Source organism: Yersinia sp. FDAARGOS_228, assembly GCF_002073315.2.
GTDB lineage: Bacteria > Pseudomonadota > Gammaproteobacteria > Enterobacterales > Enterobacteriaceae > Yersinia > Yersinia intermedia.
The window spans coordinates 2,507,874-2,528,195 of the sequence record NZ_CP020409.2; the positions used below are offsets into that span (position 1 = coordinate 2,507,874).

Here is a 20,322-nt window from a genome sequence, read left to right on the forward strand (position 1 = left end):
TAGCAGCGTTCACTCACCCGAATCACTTGACTGCGTAAGTGATTCGGGATTAAGGCGCCTTTTGAGGCTCCTCCTGCATAATTAACTCAAACCAATATCAATCACTTTTTGGAATGCGGCGCGTTGTGACACACTGTGATACCAACGTTCCACGTTCGGCAGTGGTGGGCGCTCGATAGACAGGTTAAACCAGGCATAGGCCAGGCATCCCAACGGGATATCCCCGATACCGAATTTATCACCAGACAGATAGGCTTGTTTCTCAAGCGCTTGATCGGCAATCGCCATCAGGGTATTGAGTTGTGTCATACCTTGGGCAATTTTCACTTTATCCTGCTGTTCTGGTGGTGTGCGTACCAACCCGATAAACACGGCTTTAAACGGCTCCGCCATGCTGGAGGTGGCCCAATCCATCCACTTCTCTGCACTTGCACGTAACCGCGCATCAGGTAAATAGAGTGTTCCATCGCCATATTGTGCGGCCAAATAGCGGACAATAGTATTGGATTCCCACAAGATGAAATCATCATCTTGCAGGCAAGGGATCAGACCATTTGGATTCATTGAACGATAAAGGGGATCGTTTAGCTTGCCATATTGCCCGCCGACATCAATACGCTGATAGCTAATGCCCAGTTCCTCCAAACACCAAAGTACTTTTTTGACATTGGTCGAGTTATTCCTGCCCCAAACAGTCAACATATAATCCCCTCTATTTATTTGATTTTTATCTACCAATCCACTCAGAGCAAAGGTATTTAACGCCGTTGCCAATGGTGGATATCCCAGTCATGCAGAATCGCCAAATCCACTAATTCAGTACCGGGATTAATCACCGCCGCACGATCGACATATTCCAGCAGCGGTTTGTCATTAATTGAGTCGCTGTAGCCGTAGGTATGCTGAAAATCTAACTCAGGTGACGCCATAAGCCACTGTTTTAACCGTTCTACTTTGCCTTCACGGTAAGTCAGCGTGCCATAGGTCTTGCCGGTATAGCGGTTATTTTCCACCGCAACACCGATAGATAATGCCGCATTGGCCGCGAAATGCTGCGCAATCGGGGTTACTAAGTGTTCGCCAGTGGCTGAAATAATCACAATATAATCCCCGCGATCACGGTGCCAGGCCAGTAGTTTCCTGGCTTGCGGATAAATCCGAGGCAGAATGTCACGCTCGATAAAACGCTCAACCCAGCCAGCAACTTCAGCCGTATGCTTGCCTATCAAAGGCGACAAGGTCGACTCCATATAACAGGACATCGACAGTTGCCCCTGATAGTACTGTTTCATCAAATACTGTTCTTGTTCTGCCAGTTCGCTGGGGGCCAACCCCTTATCAACCAGCCAACGGAGCCAAAGGCCAGAACTATCATCGCTGATCAGCGTTTCATCGAGATCAAACAAGGCTAAGTCCATTAAGTCACCTCCAGGCGGACAAAAGGAGTGAAGTGAAACCTAACAGTGCATGTGCCGGACATCTGCAACTCCCCAACGGGAAAAAGGGTATCAAGCGTTAAGCTAATACTTTATAGCAAAACATGGAAGCTTACTTCGTGCCACAGGGTTGTTAGCTCACCCCTATACACTTATGGGCGGCAGATTATCTGAATATTAAGACAAAGTAATGACTCTGATACTCAATATCACAAGGCGGTGGTGCGGCATTGGTATCCGTAATGAAAGAAATAACATAGAACAGATTGGTATTGGTGAGTTACTGAGTTTCGGTGTTAATTATTTATATCGTTTGGATATAGATTGTTAAGTATCTAGTCGAGAACGCTCTTAAAACTGCTTTTTATCCTTAACACGACAGGTTATTAACGCGGTTTGTCACTAAACGCCTGATGGCTAAAGAAAGAGTGTTGTCGTCTGTCTGCTTTCACCCCACAGCCCAGGAGCTGATTATGCTGATTATTCGTTTATATGGTTGTCCAGTTTTCATTGGTTCTGAGCAAAAAAAACAACCGACTGAAAATCCTGGAGTGAAACATGAGTCATCAAACACTAAGCAACCCATTATTAGCTAATCCATCGGCAGTTAGCCGATTATCTGCCGACACATTACCACTATTGGATCTTTCTCTGCTTAATGGCAGTGAAACTGAACGCCAGGCATTCTTAGTCGCTTTACGCCATGCCGCACGAGATATTGGATTCTTTTATCTCACCGGACATGGCATAGACCCCACGTTATTACAAAAAATCCAAACGTTATCCCGTGAGTTTTTTGCCCTGCCTGATGAAGACAAACTGGCGGTGGCCATGGTGCGCTCTCCGCATTTCCGTGGCTATAACCGCGCGGCTTCTGAGTTAACGCGAGGCCTACCGGATTGGCGCGAGCAGTTCGATATTGGCGCGGAAAGAGCCCCATTACCGCAAACGCCAGATACGCCAAGTTGGGCGCGGCTGCAAGGCCCAAACCAATGGCCAGCGGCATTGCCGGAATTAAAACCAACCCTACTGCAATGGCAGCGGGAAATGACCGGAATGGCACTGCGCTTGCTGCGGGCTTTCGCGCTGGCATTGGAACTGGATGAACATGCATTTGATGAGTTGTATGGCGATCAACCTAATGAACATATCAAGTTGATTCGCTATCCAGGGCGTGAAACCACACAAAGCGGGCAGGGTGTCGGTGCGCATAAAGACTCCGGTTTCCTCAGTTTCTTATTACAAGACAAGCAACGCGGTTTGCAGGTGGAGGTAGAGGAAGGGCGCTGGATTGATGCCGCACCACAACCCGGCACCTTTGTGGTCAATATCGGGGAACTGCTGGAGCTGGCCAGTAATGGTTATCTGCGCGCCACGGTTCATCGGGTGGAAACCCCCCCGGCCGGTACTGACCGCTTGTCCATTGCCTTCTTCCTTGGTGCGCGTCTGGATGCAGTGGTTCCGTTGTATCAACTGCCCGCAGATCTGGTGGTGCAAGCGCGTGGGCCAGCCAGCGACCCAGACAACCCGCTGTTTCGTGATGTTGGGCTTAATTATCTCAAGGGCCGTTTGCGCTCTCATCCCGATGTTGCCGAGCGTTACTACCCTGCGCAACTGAAGCTGTAGGGATTGGAGAAGTTCATCGCGGATCGTCTGCTGGCAATCTATCCACAGCACTGATTTTTTGGGTAGCTTGAATTAAAAACTTTATTTTTGGGATGATGATAATGACTAAAACACGTATTTCTGGCCTGATTAGTACCGCCTTGCTGACCGCATTGGTGTCTTCTTTTAGTTTATCGGCGCAGGCAGCCGAAGCGCTGCGGGTCGCCGCCGATCCGGTGCCTCATGCGGAAATTCTGCAATTTGTGCAAAAACTCGATCCCTCTCTGAACCTGAAAGTCATTGAGATCCCTAATGGGGTGAACTCGAATGAGTTGCTGGCTCACGGTGATGTTGATGCCAACTATTTCCAGCATGTGCCTTATCTACATTCGCAGGAGCAGGCGCTGGGGCAAAAATTTGCTGTGGCCGCAACGGTGCATATTGAGCCACTTGGCGTCTATTCCCACAAACATAAAACCTTTGCTGATGTTCCGCAAAATGGCACGGTGGCAGTGCCGAATAACGTGACTAACCTCAGCCGTGCGCTCTATTTACTGAAAGATCAGGGGTTGATTACCTTGAAACCGGGCTTTACCGATCCGGCTAAAAATCAGGCGACGCCGAAGGATATTGCGGACAATCCAAAGCATCTGAAAATTTTAGAAATTGAATCACCACAAATCCCTCGCTCATTGGATGATGTTGATTTAGCAGTGATTAATGGTAACTATGCGCTGGAAGCAGGGCTTAATCCGGCGAAAGATGCATTAGGGCTGGAGAAAGCAGCCGGTAACCCTTATGCCAATATTCTGGTTACCACGCCAGCGCTGGCCAGTGATCCACGGATCAAACAATTGGCGAAAGACTTGCAGTCACCCGAAGTGGCAAAATTTATCACTGAGAAATACGCCGGTTCAGTTATCCCTGTGGCAGGCGTTAAATCATGATTAGCATCGAACGCCTGAGTAAAACCTATCCGCAAGGAGGGCTGCCAATGGTGGCCCTGGAGGATGTCTCGCTTGAGATCCCGACAGGCTCGGTGTTCGGTATTATTGGCCGCAGCGGGGCGGGTAAAAGTACCTTAATCCGTTGTCTAAACCTACTGGAACGGCCCACTTCGGGCCGTATTCAAGTGGATGGCCGGGAATTAACCACACTATCTGACCGTGAGTTACGCCTGCAACGGCAAAATATCGGCATGATTTTCCAAAATTTCCATTTACTCCATTCGCGTAATGTATGGGACAACATCGCCGTTGGCTTGGAAATTATTGGGATGCCCAAACCACAACGCCAACAACGAGTTGCCGAGTTATTGGATTTGGTTGGTTTGATTGACAAGGCTTATGCTTTCCCCTCGCAGTTATCGGGCGGACAAAAACAGCGCGTGGGAATTGCCCGAGCGCTGGCCGCCAAACCGTCATATCTGTTATCTGATGAAGCGACTAGCGCGCTGGACCCTGAAACCACGGCATCGATCCTGGCATTGCTCAGTGATATCAATCGCCAACTTGGATTGACCATCGTACTGATCACTCACGAGTTGGAGGTGGTGAAATCCATCTGTGATAGTGCAGCACTGTTGGAGCGGGGGCGGGTGGTAGAAACCGGCGCTATTGCTGAATTACTGGCATCAAAACATTCCCGCTTAGGGCGCTCGTTATTGCCCGCCCGTGGCCCGGCGTCGTTGTCTGGTGCGCCAGTGGCGGAGTTAACCTTTTTCGATACCTTATCGGCGTCCCCCGTGCTCAGTGAGTTGGCGCAGCAACATGCGGTGGGAGTAACCCTACTTGGCGGTGGGGTGGAATCGATTGGTGGTCAGCGGGTTGGGCGCTTGCAGGTTGATTTCAGCCACCCAGATGGCGGGTTGAATTTAGCTGAGGTCTTACAATTTCTTAATGAGCGTGGCGTGAGGGCAGAACTGATATGAACAGCGGCATGAGTTGGCAGGATCTGTTGGCACTGGTCACCAATGCAACCGGTGAAACCATTTATATGGTGGTGATTGCCACCTTTTTCACCGTGCTGATTGGCTTACCACTCGGTGTTTTATTATTTATTTCGCGCCCCAATGGGATTTTGCCTGCCCCGCGCTTGAATACTTTAATAGGTGCCATTGTTAATCTGGGGCGCTCAATGCCCTTTGTGGTGTTGCTGATTGCATTGATTCCAATTACCCGCTGGATTATCGGCACCACATTAGGTAGCACGGCTGCTATTGTACCCATCACGTTGGGTGCAATTCCGTTTTTTGCCCGAGTGGTAGAGGCAGCCTTAGATGAAGTGGATAAAGGGCGGATTGAGGCAATTTTATCGATGGGAGGCTCGGCTCGCCATGTGATTCAAAAGGTTTTGCTACCGGAGGCGCTCCCCGCTTTATTGGCCGGAATTACCTTAACTGTCGTGATGCTAGTGGGGTTCTCATCAATGGCGGGTGTTATTGGTGGCGGTGGGTTAGGTGATTTAGCTATTCGCTACGGTTATCAACGCTTTAATAATGAAGTGATGGTGGCCACATTAATCATATTGGTTATTTTGGTTCAGGGCGTACAAAGCCTGGGCGATAGGTGGGTTAGATCGCTGGCTCACCGGCGCTAAAATTTATCACCACTTGGGTTTGACGCGATAGCCAAAATAATTGAAGTTGCCGCTACCAACGCGGCAACTTCAAGCCAGCAGGGGATTAGCCGTTTATTGCTTGATCCAAGTCCGCAATCAGATCCTCGGTATCCTCAATGCCCACGGATAAACGCAGTAACTGTGGTGTAATACCGTGTTTCAAACGGATTTCTAAGGGGATGGAGGCATGAGTCATGCTGTAAGGTTGGCTGATTAAACTTTCTACCCCACCCAAACTTTCGGCCAGCGTAAACAGATGTGAGCGTTTGATTACCGCACGGGCGTATTCATCATCCCCTTTCAATCGCACAGAAATCATGCCGCCGAAACCCGCCATCTGCCGTGATGCCAGATCATGTTGTGGGTGGCTTTTCAGCCCTGGGTAATAGACATTTTCAACGTGTGGTTGCCCTTCGAGCCACTCGGCGATCCGCTGAGCACTGTGATTATGTCGCGCCATGCGCAAAGCCAAGGTGCGCAGTCCGCGTAACGTCAGGAAGCTGCTGAAAGGATCCAAAATTCCGCCCACCGCATTGTGCAGAAAGCCTAGCTGTTCTGCCAGTTCGGGGTTATTGCCCACCGCCGCGACGCCAGCGACCACATCAGAATGGCCATTAAGGTATTTGGTGGCTGAATGCACCACAATATCAAAACCCAGTTCCAGCGGGCGCTGGATATAGGGTGAGGCAAAAGTATTATCTGCCACACTGATAAGTTGATGCTTTTTGGCAATCGCCGCAATGGCCGCCAGGTCGGCCAGTTTCAGCAATGGATTGGTCGGTGTCTCAACCCAGATCATTTTGGTTTCTGGCAATATAGCGTGTTCTAATGCCTCGGTATCAGCAGGGGAAACATAAGTCACCCGCAAACCAGCCGTTCGGCTACGAACTTTTTCCAGCAGGCGATAGGTTCCGCCATATAAATCATCCACCGCAATGATATGGCTACCCTGATCCAGCAGCTCAAGCACAGTTGAACAGGCCGCCAGACCAGAGGCGAAGGCGTAACCCCGGCTACCGCCTTCCAGTTCTGCAATCGCCTTTTCCAACGCAGTACGTGTCGGGTTACCGCTGCGTGAATATTCATACCCGGTATGTTCGCCGGGCGCGGGTTGTGCAAAGGTGGATGTTGCATAAATGGCTGGCATCACAGCACCGGTGCTATCAGGGGTATAACCGGCATGAACGGTTAGGGTATCGAACTTTGCCATAATAAAAATCCTTAATAAGAGAAGATTAAGCCAGTTTTTGACGCCAGGTATTCAGGACATCGGTGCGAGTAATCAGGCCGAGGAAACGTTCTCCATCCAGCACCACCGCCACATGACCATCATTGAATGTAGCCAGCAGAGAGCGGTAATCAGCCTCTTTTTGTAATGTGTTAACTTGATGGGTCATGGCGGCACTGGCCGGTAATTTGAAATGACTGGCATCCGCTTGTACGGTGTTCAGCAAGTCCCATTCATCGATTAACCCGACCACCTTTTCGCCGTCTAACACCGGTAGCTGTGAGATGTCATACAGGCGCATCCGGGCGTGAGCGACAGCCAGCGTGTCCTGCGGTGAAACAGAAATTGTTGCGCCATCCTCATGACGATAAGTGATGAAATCGCGCAAATCGCCATGCTGTGGCTTGCTCAGCAAACCTTGTTCCATGAGCCAGTAATCGTTGAACATTTTGGACAGGTATTTGTTGCCGCTATCGCAGACAAAGGTGACCACCCGCTTTGGTGTGGTTTGCTCGCGGCAATAACGTAATGCTGCGGCCAGTAGGGTGCCGGTAGATGACCCTGCCAGTACCCCTTCTTCCCGTAATAGCGCGCGTGCGGTGCTGAAGGCTTCAGCATCATCGATGCGATAAGATTTTTTTACCTGAGAGAAGTTGCTCAGCGGCGGGATAAAATCCTCACCAATCCCTTCGACCAGCCAGCTACCGGCATCGCCAATCTGCGCACTGTCGACGTAATCTGCCAGAATGGATCCCGCGGGATCGGCCAGTACGAACTCGGTGGTGGGTGAAACCTCAGCAAAATATTGGCTCAGGCCGCTCAGGGTGCCGCTGGAACCGACACCCACTACGATGGCATCGACCTGTCCATCCATCTGTTGCCACAGCTCCGGGCCGGTTGATGTCCGGTGTGTCGCGGGGTTTGCCGGATTATTGAATTGATCAATATAGAATGAACCTGGCGTTTCCTGCGCCAGGCGCAGAGCATAGTCTTGATAATAAGCTGGATGCCCTTTGCCCACATCCGAGCGGGTCAGTAGCACTTGTGCGCCCAATGCCCGCAGGTGGAAAATTTTCTCCTGGCTCATTTTGTCCGGTACCACTAAGAGCAGTTTGTAACCTTTTAACGCCGCCACCAACGCTAACCCAAGGCCGGTATTGCCAGCGGTGGCTTCAATGATGGTTCCGCCGGGTTGCAGTAAACCCTCTTTTTCAGCGTGCTCAATCATTGAGATCGCCACACGATCTTTAATCGATCCACCGGGGTTTTGATTTTCCAACTTTACAAACAGTTGGCATGGGCCGGTATCAAAACGGGTCAGCTCCAACAGCGGGGTGTGGCCGATAAGGTCAAGTACCGAGCGTGGGATAGCCATTGCATCCTCCTGCATTATTTATTTAACAACTGATGGGCTGGATAATAGCGCTAGCAGCTTAAGCATTAAAAAGAACAAATAACCCGCCTATATTACCTTTTGGAATATGTTTATGGTTTTTTAGACGTTTAGGTGCTTAGGTGTAAGGATGTTCAGACAGGAAGATGGTTAGCCGTATAGCCATCGATACTGGTTAAAGACAGGCTCTTTACAAAACAAAACGTAAAACTACGCCCAATTGGGCCAGCAATGGGATAAATTTAGAAAAGGGACTGAAATATGACTAAGCTACTATTTCAGTCTAAGTGAAAAGACGTTATTTTTTCGCTAATTGGACAGTGGTTGGTTCTGGGAATACCGCTTATTTCCAATTATTTGCAAGGATACTCTGGCGACCTCATGATGAAATTTATCCTCCCTTTTAAGATAAAGAAATTTACTTTCAGTGCCGGTTTATTGCTTCTGGCGCTGCCCGCCGCGCAGGCGGCTGATGACCCAGCGGCTCCACCGGTAGATGCCAAAGCCTATGTGTTGATGGATTACAACAGTGGAAAAGTGTTGGTAGAAGGGAACAGTGACCAGCGCCTTGATCCGGCCAGTTTGACGAAGATTATGTCCAGTTATGTGATTGGGCAGGCCATTAAAGCGGGGAAAGTGCACCCTGATGATTTAGTGACAGTGGGGAAAGATGCCTGGGCTACGGGTAATCCGGCATTACGTGGCTCCTCACTGATGTTTTTGAAACCGGGCGATCAGGTAAAATTGTCCGATTTGAATAAAGGTATTGTGATTCAGTCAGGCAATGATGCCAGTATTGCGTTGGCCGATTATGTGGCTGGTAGCCAAGACAGTTTTGTTGGCCTGATGAACAATTATGCCAAAGCCTTGGGTCTGTCGAATACTCACTTTATGACCGTCCATGGCCTTGATGCGCCAGGGCAGTACAGCACTGCGCGGGATATGGCGGTATTAGGTCAGGCATTGATCCGTGACGTGCCAGAAGAATATGCGCTGCACAAAGAGAAAGAATTCACTTTTAATAAGATCCGTCAAATTAACCGTAACCGCCTGTTATGGAACACTAATCTCAATGTAGATGGTATGAAGACCGGTTTTACTTCGGGGGCAGGGCACAATCTGGTTGCCTCGGCAACCGAAGGGCCAATGCGTTTGATCTCGGTGGTGCTAGGCGCACCTAGTGATCGGGTTCGCTTTAGTGAAAGTGAAAAACTGCTGAGTTGGGGCTTCCGTTTTTATGAAACCGTCGTGCCGATTAAAGCCACCAATCCTTTCGTGACGCAGAAAGTATGGTTTGGTGATACTGGTAAGGCAGAGCTTGGAGTTGCAGAGGATGCGGCTATTACTATCCCGAAAGGGAAAATGAAGGATCTTAAAGCCAGCTATAAATTGGATCAGGCAGAACTGCGCGCTCCGCTTGCCAAACATCAGGTGGTCGGAACCATCGAATTTCAACTTAATGGCAAGACAATTGACCAACGCCCGCTGGTGGTATTAAACGAAGTAAAAGAGGGCGGTTTCTTGAGTCGTATTTGGGATTTCGTGATGATGAAACTCAGTCAATGGTTTGGTGGCGTATTTGGCTAAGCTAAATAATATGATTGATTAATAAGAGAAAGGGCTACTGAAAAGTAGCCCTTTTAGCTGAATACGTAGCATATAGACTGCGGTAAATCAGTTACAGGCGACGATCTTAATTGCCAGGCCACCACGGGACGTCTCGCGGTATTTCGAGTTCATATCTTTGCCGGTCTCAAACATCGTTTCGATGACTTTATCCAAACAAACACTGGGTTCGCTGGTTCGGCGCAGCGCCATGCGCGCAGAGTTAACGGCTTGTACCGCAGAAATTGCGTTGCGCTCAATACATGGCACTTGAACTTGCCCGGCTACTGGGTCACAGGTCAGCCCCAGGTTATGCTCCATCGCGATTTCTGCTGCAATGCATACCTGAGCAGGGCTACCGCCCATCAACTCAGCCAGACCGGCTGCGGCCATAGAACAGGCAACGCCCACTTCGCCCTGACAACCCACTTCAGCGCCGGAAATAGACGCATTCATTTTATACAGCGCCCCAATCACACCAGAGACCAGGAAGTAGCGACTGTACGAGTTCTCATTTACCGGACGAATGAATTTGTCGTAGTAAGATAAGACTGCCGGAATAATGCCACACGCACCATTCGTCGGGGCAGTTACAACCCGCCCGCCCGCCGCGTTTTCTTCATTGACGGCTAATGCATACATATTGATCCAATCGACAACCATCATTGGATCCGAGTTATTTTTATCCGTACTCACCAGCATTCGGCGCAAAGCTGCGGCGCGGCGCGGCACTTTCATTGGGCCAGGCAATAACCCTTCAGTATTGATGCCGCGTTCAATGCCAGCACGCATCACTCCCCATATTGCGGCAAAGTGAGCACTTATCTCAGCTTTGCTGTGTAATGCCAGTTCATTTTGCATCACTAAGCCGGACAGTGATAAACCGGTATCCTTACAGTGCTTTTGCAAGTCTCGTGCAGAATTGAACGGGTAAGGCACAGTAATCGCTTGTCTATCTTCTTGGCCAAAGTGGGCTTCATCGACAATAAAACCACCGCCGATGGAGTAATACGTTTTACTGAAGATACAGTCATTACCCGCATGAGCGCTGATGGTCATGCCATTTTCGTGCAATGGCAAGTTAGTGCTATGGAAGTTCATCCCGCCATTGGCTGGAAAATCAACTTCGTGGCTGCCGTTTGCCAACAGCAGACGTTCCCGCAACTCTACATCGCGGATAAAACCAGAGATTGCATCAATATCAACGGTATCGGGCAGATTCCCCGCCAAACCCATAATAATAGCAATATCGGTATGGTGGCCTTTACCAGTAAGAGACAAAGAGCCATAAACATCAACAGTGATTCGGGTGACGGCAGAAAGATGCCCCAGTTCGATGAGGTCATCGATAAACAGCTTGCCAGCCTTCATCGGGCCGACGGTATGAGAGCTGGAAGGACCAATACCAATCTTGAAAATGTCAAAAACGCTGACCATATATTCGCCCCTTAAAGGTTCTAATTATTAAAATGATGACATTGCCGTGGTAGGAAGCCGGAGCGGAAGCTCCGGTTTTTGAAACAATTTATAGCAGCAGGTCATGATAACTGGCTGGCCATGGGAAGTTGGCCAGCCCCAGAATCATTTACCGAACAGACTGAACAAGATTGCAGAGATAGCAATCAGGCCCATGATAACCACGAATACGTTACTGATATGGCCGCTGTACTTACGCATCGCAGGAACTTTATGGATTGCGTACATTGGCATCAGGAACAACAGCATCGCGATGATTGGGCCACCTAAGGTTTCAATCATACCCAAAATGCTTGGGTTCATGGTTGCGACGATCCAGGTTGTTACCAGCATGAACAGTGCAGTAATACGGTTCAGTTTGTCATGATTGATGGTTTTGCCTTTGCTACGCAGAGACTTAATCATCATGCCATTAAAGCCTTCACGTGCGCCCAGGTAGTGCCCCAGGAAAGACTTGGTGATTGCGATAAAGGCAATAACCGGAGCCATGTAGGCAATTATTGGGGTATTAAAGTGGTTAGCCAGGTAAGACAGAATAGAAATGTTCTGGCTTTTCGCATCAGCCAGGTCCGCTGGGGACAGGCTCAGTACGCAACTGAAAACGAAGAACATGACGGTGACAACCATCATGATGTGAGCAAAAGCCAAAATGCGTGAACATTTTTTCTCTGCATCTACGCCGTACTCTTCACGTTTTGATACCGCAAACGCCGAGATGATAGGGGAGTGGTTGAATGAGAACACCATGACCGGAATAACCAGCCACATGGTCATCCACAGACCGCTACCAGTACCGTTGCCGTCCATTGATACATGTTCAAATATTGCACCGGTCCAGTTAGGGATCAGGTACACCGCCAACAGCATCAATGCTGCAACAAACGGGAATACCAAGATGCTCATCGCTTTTACAATGGCGTGCTCACCAAAACGCACGATAGTCATCAGGCCCACGATCAGAATCAGGGACAAAATGGCGCGCGGTGGTGATGGCAGATGCATCTGGTGGGTAATGAAACTATCAACGGTATTGGTGATCGCCACACTATATACCAACAAAATCGGGTAGATAGCGAAGAAGTAAAGCAGGGTAATCAACTTACCTGCGCCAATACCAAAGTGTTCTTCAACCACTTCGGTGATGTCTTCACCTGGGTTTTTGCCTGACAGTACAAAACGGCATAGACCACGGTGAGCAAAGAAGGTCATCGGGAAAGCAATGATAGCCATCACAATAAGAGGTAACAGGCCGCCGATACCAGCATTGATTGGCAGGAACAATACGCCTGCGCCGATTGCAGTACCGTACAGGCCTAACATCCACATGGTGTCACTTTTACGCCATGTACTTGATGAAACTTTTCCCGGGGAGGCAATAGTGCCCGTTTGAGTAGTGTCCATAAAGATCTCCATTGTGAACACGTTAATTTAAAATTAAGAGCCGAAAGTTAGGTACCTGCTATGCATTATCGAGTTACATAATCAGGTGAAAAATTCAGTCAAAACGATTCGTTTAAAATTGGTGCCCTGGTTATTACTTTGGTGTCGTAAGTGTGCTTTATACCTAAATTGTTAAGTGCAAAATTTAACCGATATTAAGAAGATGAATTCGCGTTATCGGATATTTTTGGTGTTCTTGTGAGAACAGTAGTTTTTGCTGGCGGCAAGATAGCGATTTGCAGTGAAAACTACCGTGATCATGCTCGCAAATGCTTAATAAACTCGCCGTCGATCACTTGTTACGAATTTAAAACTGATTGTTATATGAATGTTTATGATTTATCACTAAAAATAATGAAAAGTAGATTTCCCCTTCTGGTCGATAAATAAACAGACAGTTTTTTATTCCTTGTTTCTTGGCGTGCAATATATTTTAACCCTGCTTAAGGATCTAGCGGAAATCGATTTTTTCACTGATTTATTGATGAATATCATTAATTTAAAACGATTAAAATAATGTAACAAATTGATTTTTAATGAAATTAAATTTATTGAAGTGTGATGATGGTTTCTGGTTTTGATGAGAATATAAACAGGTAAATAAGAAGAAAACAGACAGTAGGCATAGGCAGAGTGAATAAGTCAGTGCGTGATTATTAGTGCCATGTCATTTATTTGTCATATGAATTTTTAGCGTCGCTAATTTGTCTGACAATAGATTAACGCTATTTTTTTATTTATATGCGTTAAATGAATACCAAATGTTAAATTAATTTACCTTAAATCCAATTACCATCGGAGGTTAATTAAATAATGGAATTGTGTTTTAAACGTTAGATGGACAAGAAGGGATTTAACCATAAAAAAAATATGGTTATTGGGTGCTGTTGTATATTGATTAAATATAATTCAGTTTCTGCCTGATAATTCACGTATAGATTTATCAACCCGGTATTTACCGGGTTAAGATTTTTGCTATGTAATCAAGCCTAACAGTCGATTTTGATGCCATGCTGTAAAAAGAACTGGCTGAATTCAGCATCAGGTTGGCGGTCTGTGACTAATGCATCAAACAGGGTCAGCGCCCCAATACTGGCAGGTTTTACTTTGCCGAACTTGCTGTGGTCGACCACCAGAATTTTCTGTTGGGATTTGGCAATAGCCCGATGTTTTAACAGAATCTCATCGAAGTTGAAACAGGTTGCACCATACTCAACAGAAACACCTGCCGCAGAGATAAAGGCTTTATTTGGGCAGGCATTGTCCAGTTCATTGTGCTGGCTGATAGGTGTGAAAATATAGTTATTGGGTTTGAATTCACCACCGCACAGGATCACTTTACAGTTAGGCTTATCTTGTAAGGAAAGGAAGGTGTTAAGAGAGTAACAAATGGCGGTAAAGACCAGTTCTTCGTCTATCTCGTCGATAATAGAGGGAATTGTGGTGCCGCAGTCAAAAAAAACCGTATCATTTTCGGCGATCAAGCGTGCTGCTAACTGACCAATACGGCGCTTTTCTTCCACCTGTTTGGCCTGCTGGTCAGAAACAAAATAGTTATTGGCGCTATTGCTTCTAGGGTCCATCACCACATAACCACCCAATAAAATCACGGCAGTCGGCTCGGCGCTAAGATCACGGCGAATAGTCATCTCAGAGACTCGCAACAGATTAGCCGCGTCCTTGAGATGGATTTTGTCGGAACGCTTTAGGGCCTGAGTAAGTTTATTGATTCGTTCTGCACGGCGGGTTTCCATAAGCTATTCCTGACAAACAATTATCAAAACGATACGTTGCGCTATAGTTTCTTATAATACAACGTATTGCAATAAATAAGCCCGGCAGTAGCCGGGCTGACAGTCGATTTGTATCTAAACAATCGATGAGTAGACTTACAATTAGTTAGTAGCTTGATGCCACGGCCTGTTGGCCCGAAACGATGGTTACACCAGAGCTGGTACCAATGCGTGTTGCACCTGCTTTGATCATGGTTTCTGCTGTCTTTTGATCACGAACTGCCCCCGATGCTTTAACGCCCATTACCGGGCCAACCGTAGCACGCATCAATTTAACATGTTCTTCTTTAGCACCACCGGTGCTGAAACCTGTTGAGGTTTTCACAAAGGCAACGTCAAGCTCACGACACATTTCACAAACTTGTACGATTTGCGCATCGCTTAACAGGCAGGTTTCTAATATTACCTTCAACGGTGTAGCGGCGCAATTATCACGTACGGCCTTAATATCGGCTTTAACTTCTGCAATTTTTCCACTTTTCAGCCAACCAACATTGATAACCATATCAATCTCTTGCGCCCCAGCATTAATCGCTGCCTGAGCTTCAAAGGCTTTGGTTTCAGTCAGGCCTGCACCCAGCGGAAAACCAATGACTGAGCACACCTTAACCTGGCTACCGGCCAACTGTTGAGCTGCTACTGGAACGTATCCAGAATTAACACATACAGCATAGAAATGATGCTGTTTGGCTTCTTCACACAGTTTGATAATTTGGGCTTCCGTGGCATCCATTGCCAATAGGGTATGGTCAATGTAATTAGCGTAATTGATCGTCATGATTTTTATCCTTTGGTTCATCTATAAGTGACTACTGCTGTTATAATAGTAACATTTAAAGAGAAAAACAAAGGTAATTCTCACATATTTAGCTGTTTTACATTTTATTTTGTTATTTTTTTTACATGAAAGATGTTTAAATGAACAAATAAAACACGCTATTTTTTATTGTTAATTGATTTTAAAGGATTATTTCATGACGTGGTAGAGGGCGATAGAGATTGCCGATTTTTTAGACCAACCGGCAATGTGAAATTTATAACGTAACCAGGCTAGCTTCTAACCCATCCTCGGCTGATCGGCATGGCAAAACTAATATGATAGAGGCGTGTCATACCGCTTGCGATAGCGTCACCGAACAAATTCCATACTAGCTGTGCGAATAGGCAACCGACAATCCCTAATAAGAAGGCTCCCACCATATCTAATGGCCAGTGAACACCCAGATAAATACGTGACCATGCAATGGCAGTGGCGACAATCATCATGCTGACGGCAGACCAACGTTTGTGCCAAAAAACAAACGCTAAGGCAAAGGTGAAAATAGCAGTGCCGTGATCACTCGGGAAAGAACTGTCTGGCGCATGAGGCATAAAGTTATAGCCAAAACCGACGACAAAAGGACGATCGTGCGGGATAAGTATTCCGATACACGTCGCTGAAAGCATAGAGAAAGCAAGTGCCATCGCAGCCTTGGTTACTACAGTTCGCTGCAAATTGATGCTATCTTGCGACCCCCATAACCACAGCCCCACGAGTAACACAGGGATGATCATGATCAGGTCACGTGCGATGAACGTCGCAAAAGAAATCATCCATGGCGATGATGCTGGCGTCGCATTTATCATGGAAAAGAAAAAATAGTTCATTTGTTCCATTATTCGGTACCTTTATCGCGGCGGCAAAAACCGCTAATCATCCAGAACAGAGTCAACTGACTCAGCCATACCCACCAACCCGCCCACAGGTTATGAGTAAGAAAATGTGCCCCGCGCATAATTTGACCAAACCCCATCAACATGCCAAGACCAATACCGAGTAACCAACACAGCATTGCCAGCCGTGGTTGCTCGGGGTAGAACAGGAAAAATAGCGCCATTACGGCAAAACCGCTGGACGCATGACCACCAGGGAAACAATGGCCTGGGCCTGCACCGACCGGCGTTGTGCCCATCAGCACATAGCTGATAGCTTTACCGCCATACTCCACCAGATCCCAAGGGCAGGAGTGCGCGCTGAAGGCCTTTAGAACACCAACTACCAATGGACCGATACCAAACAACAACATGGTTGTTATCAAGCGCCCGTTACGGCGATAAATGCCCCATAGCAATGCCACCACGGCAGTACTGATAATGGCTATTTTCAACAACCGGTGATTGAGTAAGTCCAGCCAGTAGTTGTTTTCCCATGGAAAGTTTTGCCCGACGGGATCAAACCAGTAATTACTGATAAACCAATCAAGTTGTTCGTTGCTCGATAACCACAGAAATAGTGATCCACTGAGTACCAACCCCAAAACCTGCCAAAAATAGAAGGATAACGGCAACGAGTAAAGGGAGTTTGTCTTAATTATCCATGCTGTTGAGGCATTATTTAATGTCACTGGAGTGACATCGGCTTGGGAGGTGGGTTTGCTGGTCTTCACGACGTAACCTGAAGCTGAAATGGGGAATGTTAATACTGTAATATTACTGTCTTAAGAAAGCCTTAAGGGGCAGATAGCGCCATATAGATGGGATCAGAAATAAGCAGAACTCAAATTTCAGGCAAGAAAAAACCCGATTAGTCTTGAACCTAAGAAGGCGGGACTATCGGGCTCCTCAATATGGGGACATCAAAGAAAAGCAGTGGCATTAAATCAGACCCCAGTCCAGCAAGAAAGTTCTGGGAAAATAAAAAAAGTATAAAATAATGTTTAGCTTTTTCCGCAACGGCTTTTTTAGTGTACTAGCCTAATACTCCCGGCCAAACAATAACGATCAACGAGCCTGCCAATGTTAATAGTACGTTGGCGATGGCATAAGTCCCTGCGTATCCTAGTGCCGGGATGTTACTGCGGGCAGTATCGCTGATGATGTCCATGGCCGGTGCGCAAGTTCGGGCACCCATAATGGCACCAAAAAGCAGAGCCCGGTTCATGCGCAATACATAAGCACCAAAGAGAAAACAGATAACAACCGGTACCAGGCTAACTATCAGGCCGGAAATCAACATCTGCCCGCCGACCGCGCCCAAGCTGCTATTAATACCGCCACCGGCACTTAGCCCCACTCCTGCCATAAAGACCATTAAACCAAACTCTTTCACCATATTCAGCGCACCTTGCGGGATATAGCCAAAAGTAGGGTGGTTGGCACGTAAAAATCCGAGCATGATACCTGCCATTAACAGGCCGGCAGCGTTACCAATACCGAAACTAAAATTACTGAATTGGAAGGTAATTAAACCAATCATCAATCCTAAAATAAAGAAGGCACAGAACGCCAACAGGTCGGTGACCTGGCTGTGAATGGAGATAAAGCCTATCTTTTCTGCCACGCTTTTGACTCGCCGCGCATCACCGCTGACTTGCAGCACGTCGCCTTTATTCAATACCACGTTGTCATCAATGGGCATTTCAATTTGGCTGCGGATCACCCGGTTTAGGAAGCAACCATGGTCGGTCAATTTTAAATGGCTGAGTCGTTTGCCGACGGCACTGCTATTTTTAACCACGATTTCTTCGGTAACAATGCGCATATCCAGTAGGTCACGGTCGAAAACTTCTTTACCGTTACGAAAACTGGGGTCAAGGCGGGAGTGGGCGTCGGGGTAACCGACCAGTGAGATCTCGTCCCCCACTTGCAGTACTGCATCGCCATCTGGATTCGCTAAAATACCATTGCGACGAATTCGCTCAATATAGCAACCTGTTTGGCGGTAAATGCCTAATTCACGTAAATTTTTACCATCCGCCCATGCCACCAATTCTGGGCCAACCCGATAGGCGCGGATCACCGGTAAATAGACCTTGCGCTGGCTATCAGTATCCAAACCGCGCTCACGGGCAATTTGCTGAGCACTGGTTGGCAAGTCCTGATGTTGGAGTTTGGGCAAATAGCGAGCGCCCAGAATCAGGCTCACCAGCCCGATAAGATAGGTCAGGGCGTAACCGAGGCTTAGATTATCCTGCGCGTGCTGCAATGCCGGATTATTGGCGATAGTGTGGCGTAACGTATCACCTGCACCCACCAAAACCGGTGTGGATGTCATTGAACCGGCCAACATCCCGGCAGTCAGGCCAATATCCCAGCCAAATAATTTACCTAGCCCCAAAGCCAAAATCATTGCACTACTTACCATGACCAGCGCGAGCATCAGATAGTTTTTGCCGTCACGGAAGAAGATAGAGAAAAAGTTTGGTCCGGCTTCGACACCGACACAAAAAATAAAGAGCATAAAGCCCAAATTCAGCGCTTCGGTATTGATAGTAAAATGCTGTTGCCCAAGCAACAGTGATACCACCAACACACCAATAGCGTTACCTAATTGAATAGGACCAAGTCGCAGTTTACCCAGGCACAATCCCAAGGCTAAAACCACGAACAACAACAAGATGTAATTGCCGTTTAACAAATTTGCGACGTTTATATTCACTATTATGACTTTCTATTTAGCTCGGATGATCCACGATGTACAGGCTCTTGGTTTAAAGGCAGAAGGAGGCATTGCTTTAAACTCAGAATATTTATCGCCAAACAGGCTATATATGTGGGCGATAGCGGGGTTATTCTAATCGGTCTGCTGCGAGACAGCCAGTAGTAAGCAGGAAGTTTGGTATCGGAAGAGGGATATGCTTTATTACCCGCGTTGGAAGGTATTATATGTGGTTAATGAGCCGCTTAGTCCGGTTTGTTGGGTCTGTTTTTACGGTGTTGCACTTGAGCACTGGCAATAAAAAAAGGGTGTCAAACACCCTTTTCGGATAAAGCCTAAATCATACGGGCTGAGAAACTCTCTGTTGCTGTCAACCAGATTACTGGAACAGGCTCAGATTTTCTTTAGCGTATGCTTCAAAATCTGTGCAGCCGCCAATGTGTTTCTCATCAATGAAGATTTGTGGCACGGTCTCTACCGGCTTGCCGACTGTTTTTTCCAAATCAGCTTTGGTGATACCTTCCGCGTGAATATCGATGTAACGGAATTTAAAATCGTCGCGTTCAGTTTCCAGTTTTTCTGCCAGTTCTTTGGCACGGACACAGTAAGGACATCCAGGACGCCCGAAAATCACAGCAAACATGTAAAACTCCTTGATTAAATTGAGCTATCCCCGTCATTTTTCAACCGGGTGTAATCACTTCGCCAACAGCTCTCTATGTATTCAACTGTTAAATGACTTCTGCGCATTACTCACTCTCACTGGGGTCTACTATGCCCTCTGGCGCAGTGAAAAAAAAGCAGGATTTGCCTGTTAGTTTGATTAATGGTACCTATTTGCTTATCGGGACTGTTACAAGTTGTGAGGATTCAATACACTAAGTAAACGCTTGTGCAGAGCCTATCGGAGGTAAAGATGCGCTCGTTAGGAGATATGCCCCGCATTGTGATTGTTTCAGAAGTGCTGGGGATGCTATTACTGGTTGTTGCCTACCTAAGTATTAATGGCTATCTGTCATTACCGGATTCAATGGGGGCACCGATTGTCGCCATTATTATGATTTTTGTCGGAATTGGGCTGATGCTCCCCGCTGCTGCGTGTATTGTTTGGCGCGTCGCGAGTGGTTTTGGCCCGCTCTTAGGCAGCGCCGACAGAATATCAAGACCACAATCCAAGAAAGAATCCGAGGCTGAACAGGCAAAAAAGGATAACAAACCCGATTAGGGCAATTACTGAGTCAGTATAGGGGCATTAAATTTGTCGGTATTGATCATAGCGCTGTCGGTCAATATTCCGTAAGCTATGCCAC

At 47.3% G+C, this 20,322-nt stretch carries 18 protein-coding genes; 6 read left to right on the forward strand and 12 right to left on the reverse strand.

Features of this window, described 5'->3' with window-relative positions:
- Nucleotides 1-81: 81 nt before the first annotated feature.
- Together A6J67_RS11530 and A6J67_RS11535 are read right to left on the reverse strand one after the other, a co-directional pair.
- On the reverse strand, nucleotides 82-702 hold the full coding sequence (locus tag A6J67_RS11530; RefSeq protein ID WP_005192033.1) for a glutathione S-transferase: 621 nt from the start codon (nucleotides 700-702) through the stop codon (nucleotides 82-84).
- Nucleotides 703-758: 56 nt separating this feature from the next.
- Complete coding sequence (locus A6J67_RS11535; RefSeq protein ID WP_005192032.1) at nucleotides 759-1,418, reverse strand: HAD family hydrolase; 660 nt, start codon at nucleotides 1,416-1,418, stop codon at nucleotides 759-761.
- Between the two features lie 576 nt (nucleotides 1,419-1,994).
- On the opposite strand from A6J67_RS11535, the gene A6J67_RS11540 reads away from it, so the two are divergent.
- The 4 genes from A6J67_RS11540 (at nucleotide 1,995) to A6J67_RS11555 (ending at nucleotide 5,639) form a co-directional block, all read left to right on the forward strand.
- Nucleotides 1,995-3,062, forward strand: a complete 1,068-nt coding sequence (locus A6J67_RS11540) for an isopenicillin N synthase family dioxygenase (RefSeq protein ID WP_050074061.1) — start codon at nucleotides 1,995-1,997, stop codon at nucleotides 3,060-3,062.
- Nucleotides 3,063-3,163: 101 nt separating this feature from the next.
- Nucleotides 3,164-3,988 carry a MetQ/NlpA family ABC transporter substrate-binding protein gene (locus tag A6J67_RS11545; RefSeq protein ID WP_042568250.1) on the forward strand — a complete coding sequence of 275 codons (825 nt, stop codon included), beginning with the start codon at nucleotides 3,164-3,166 and terminating at the stop codon, nucleotides 3,986-3,988.
- The gene (locus A6J67_RS11550; protein ID WP_032907854.1) at nucleotides 3,985-4,971 is read left to right on the forward strand and encodes a methionine ABC transporter ATP-binding protein; all 987 of its coding nucleotides are present in this window, start codon (nucleotides 3,985-3,987) and stop codon (nucleotides 4,969-4,971) included. The genes A6J67_RS11545 and A6J67_RS11550 overlap by 4 nt, the downstream gene beginning before the upstream one ends.
- On the forward strand, nucleotides 4,968-5,639 hold the full coding sequence (locus A6J67_RS11555; protein WP_032907852.1) for a methionine ABC transporter permease: 672 nt from the start codon (nucleotides 4,968-4,970) through the stop codon (nucleotides 5,637-5,639). Before A6J67_RS11550 ends, A6J67_RS11555 begins: the two co-directional genes overlap by 4 nt.
- Before the next feature lie 85 nt (nucleotides 5,640-5,724).
- Here the strand turns inward: A6J67_RS11555 and A6J67_RS11560 are convergent, their stop codons facing one another.
- Nucleotides 5,725-6,870 carry a trans-sulfuration enzyme family protein gene (locus A6J67_RS11560; RefSeq protein ID WP_050297069.1) on the reverse strand — a complete coding sequence of 382 codons (1,146 nt, stop codon included), beginning with the start codon at nucleotides 6,868-6,870 and terminating at the stop codon, nucleotides 5,725-5,727.
- 25 nt (nucleotides 6,871-6,895) lie between these two features.
- The gene (locus tag A6J67_RS11565; RefSeq protein WP_050297071.1) at nucleotides 6,896-8,263 is read right to left on the reverse strand and encodes a pyridoxal-phosphate dependent enzyme; all 1,368 of its coding nucleotides are present in this window, start codon (nucleotides 8,261-8,263) and stop codon (nucleotides 6,896-6,898) included.
- A 399-nt stretch (nucleotides 8,264-8,662) separates the two neighbouring features.
- On the opposite strand from A6J67_RS11565, the gene A6J67_RS11570 reads away from it, so the two are divergent.
- Nucleotides 8,663-9,868 carry a serine hydrolase gene (locus tag A6J67_RS11570; RefSeq protein WP_005192009.1) on the forward strand — a complete coding sequence of 402 codons (1,206 nt, stop codon included), beginning with the start codon at nucleotides 8,663-8,665 and terminating at the stop codon, nucleotides 9,866-9,868.
- A gap of 87 nt (nucleotides 9,869-9,955) precedes the next feature.
- On the opposite strand, the gene A6J67_RS11575 is transcribed toward A6J67_RS11570, so the two are convergent.
- From A6J67_RS11575 to A6J67_RS11615, 8 genes are all read right to left on the reverse strand, one after another.
- Nucleotides 9,956-11,323, reverse strand: a complete 1,368-nt coding sequence (locus tag A6J67_RS11575; protein WP_080608173.1) for an L-serine ammonia-lyase — start codon at nucleotides 11,321-11,323, stop codon at nucleotides 9,956-9,958.
- A gap of 144 nt (nucleotides 11,324-11,467) precedes the next feature.
- Nucleotides 11,468-12,763 (reverse strand): HAAAP family serine/threonine permease, encoded by a 1,296-nt coding sequence (locus tag A6J67_RS11580; RefSeq protein WP_032907847.1) that lies wholly within the window; start codon nucleotides 12,761-12,763, stop codon nucleotides 11,468-11,470.
- Nucleotides 12,764-13,791: 1,028 nt separating this feature from the next.
- Nucleotides 13,792-14,556, reverse strand: a complete 765-nt coding sequence (deoR, locus tag A6J67_RS11590; RefSeq protein ID WP_050074053.1) for a DNA-binding transcriptional repressor DeoR — start codon at nucleotides 14,554-14,556, stop codon at nucleotides 13,792-13,794.
- A 145-nt stretch (nucleotides 14,557-14,701) separates the two neighbouring features.
- The gene (gene deoC, locus A6J67_RS11595; protein ID WP_032907844.1) at nucleotides 14,702-15,373 is read right to left on the reverse strand and encodes a deoxyribose-phosphate aldolase; all 672 of its coding nucleotides are present in this window, start codon (nucleotides 15,371-15,373) and stop codon (nucleotides 14,702-14,704) included.
- A gap of 272 nt (nucleotides 15,374-15,645) precedes the next feature.
- Nucleotides 15,646-16,251, reverse strand: coding sequence for an undecaprenyl-diphosphate phosphatase (ybjG, locus tag A6J67_RS11600; RefSeq protein WP_050297073.1), 606 nt, complete (start codon nucleotides 16,249-16,251; stop codon nucleotides 15,646-15,648).
- Nucleotides 16,251-16,922: a phosphatase PAP2 family protein gene (locus A6J67_RS11605; protein ID WP_032907862.1), complete on the reverse strand. Its 672-nt coding sequence runs from the start codon at nucleotides 16,920-16,922 to the stop codon at nucleotides 16,251-16,253. Before A6J67_RS11605 ends, ybjG begins: the two co-directional genes overlap by 1 nt.
- Before the next feature lie 401 nt (nucleotides 16,923-17,323).
- Nucleotides 17,324-19,012, reverse strand: a complete 1,689-nt coding sequence (locus tag A6J67_RS11610) for an aspartate:alanine antiporter (protein WP_032907838.1) — start codon at nucleotides 19,010-19,012, stop codon at nucleotides 17,324-17,326.
- A gap of 379 nt (nucleotides 19,013-19,391) precedes the next feature.
- Nucleotides 19,392-19,655, reverse strand: a complete 264-nt coding sequence (locus tag A6J67_RS11615; RefSeq protein ID WP_004873700.1) for a GrxA family glutaredoxin — start codon at nucleotides 19,653-19,655, stop codon at nucleotides 19,392-19,394.
- A 273-nt stretch (nucleotides 19,656-19,928) separates the two neighbouring features.
- On the opposite strand from A6J67_RS11615, the gene A6J67_RS11620 reads away from it, so the two are divergent.
- Nucleotides 19,929-20,237 carry a YbjC family protein gene (locus tag A6J67_RS11620; protein WP_032907836.1) on the forward strand — a complete coding sequence of 103 codons (309 nt, stop codon included), beginning with the start codon at nucleotides 19,929-19,931 and terminating at the stop codon, nucleotides 20,235-20,237.
- The last annotated feature ends 85 nt before the right edge of the window (nucleotides 20,238-20,322 follow it).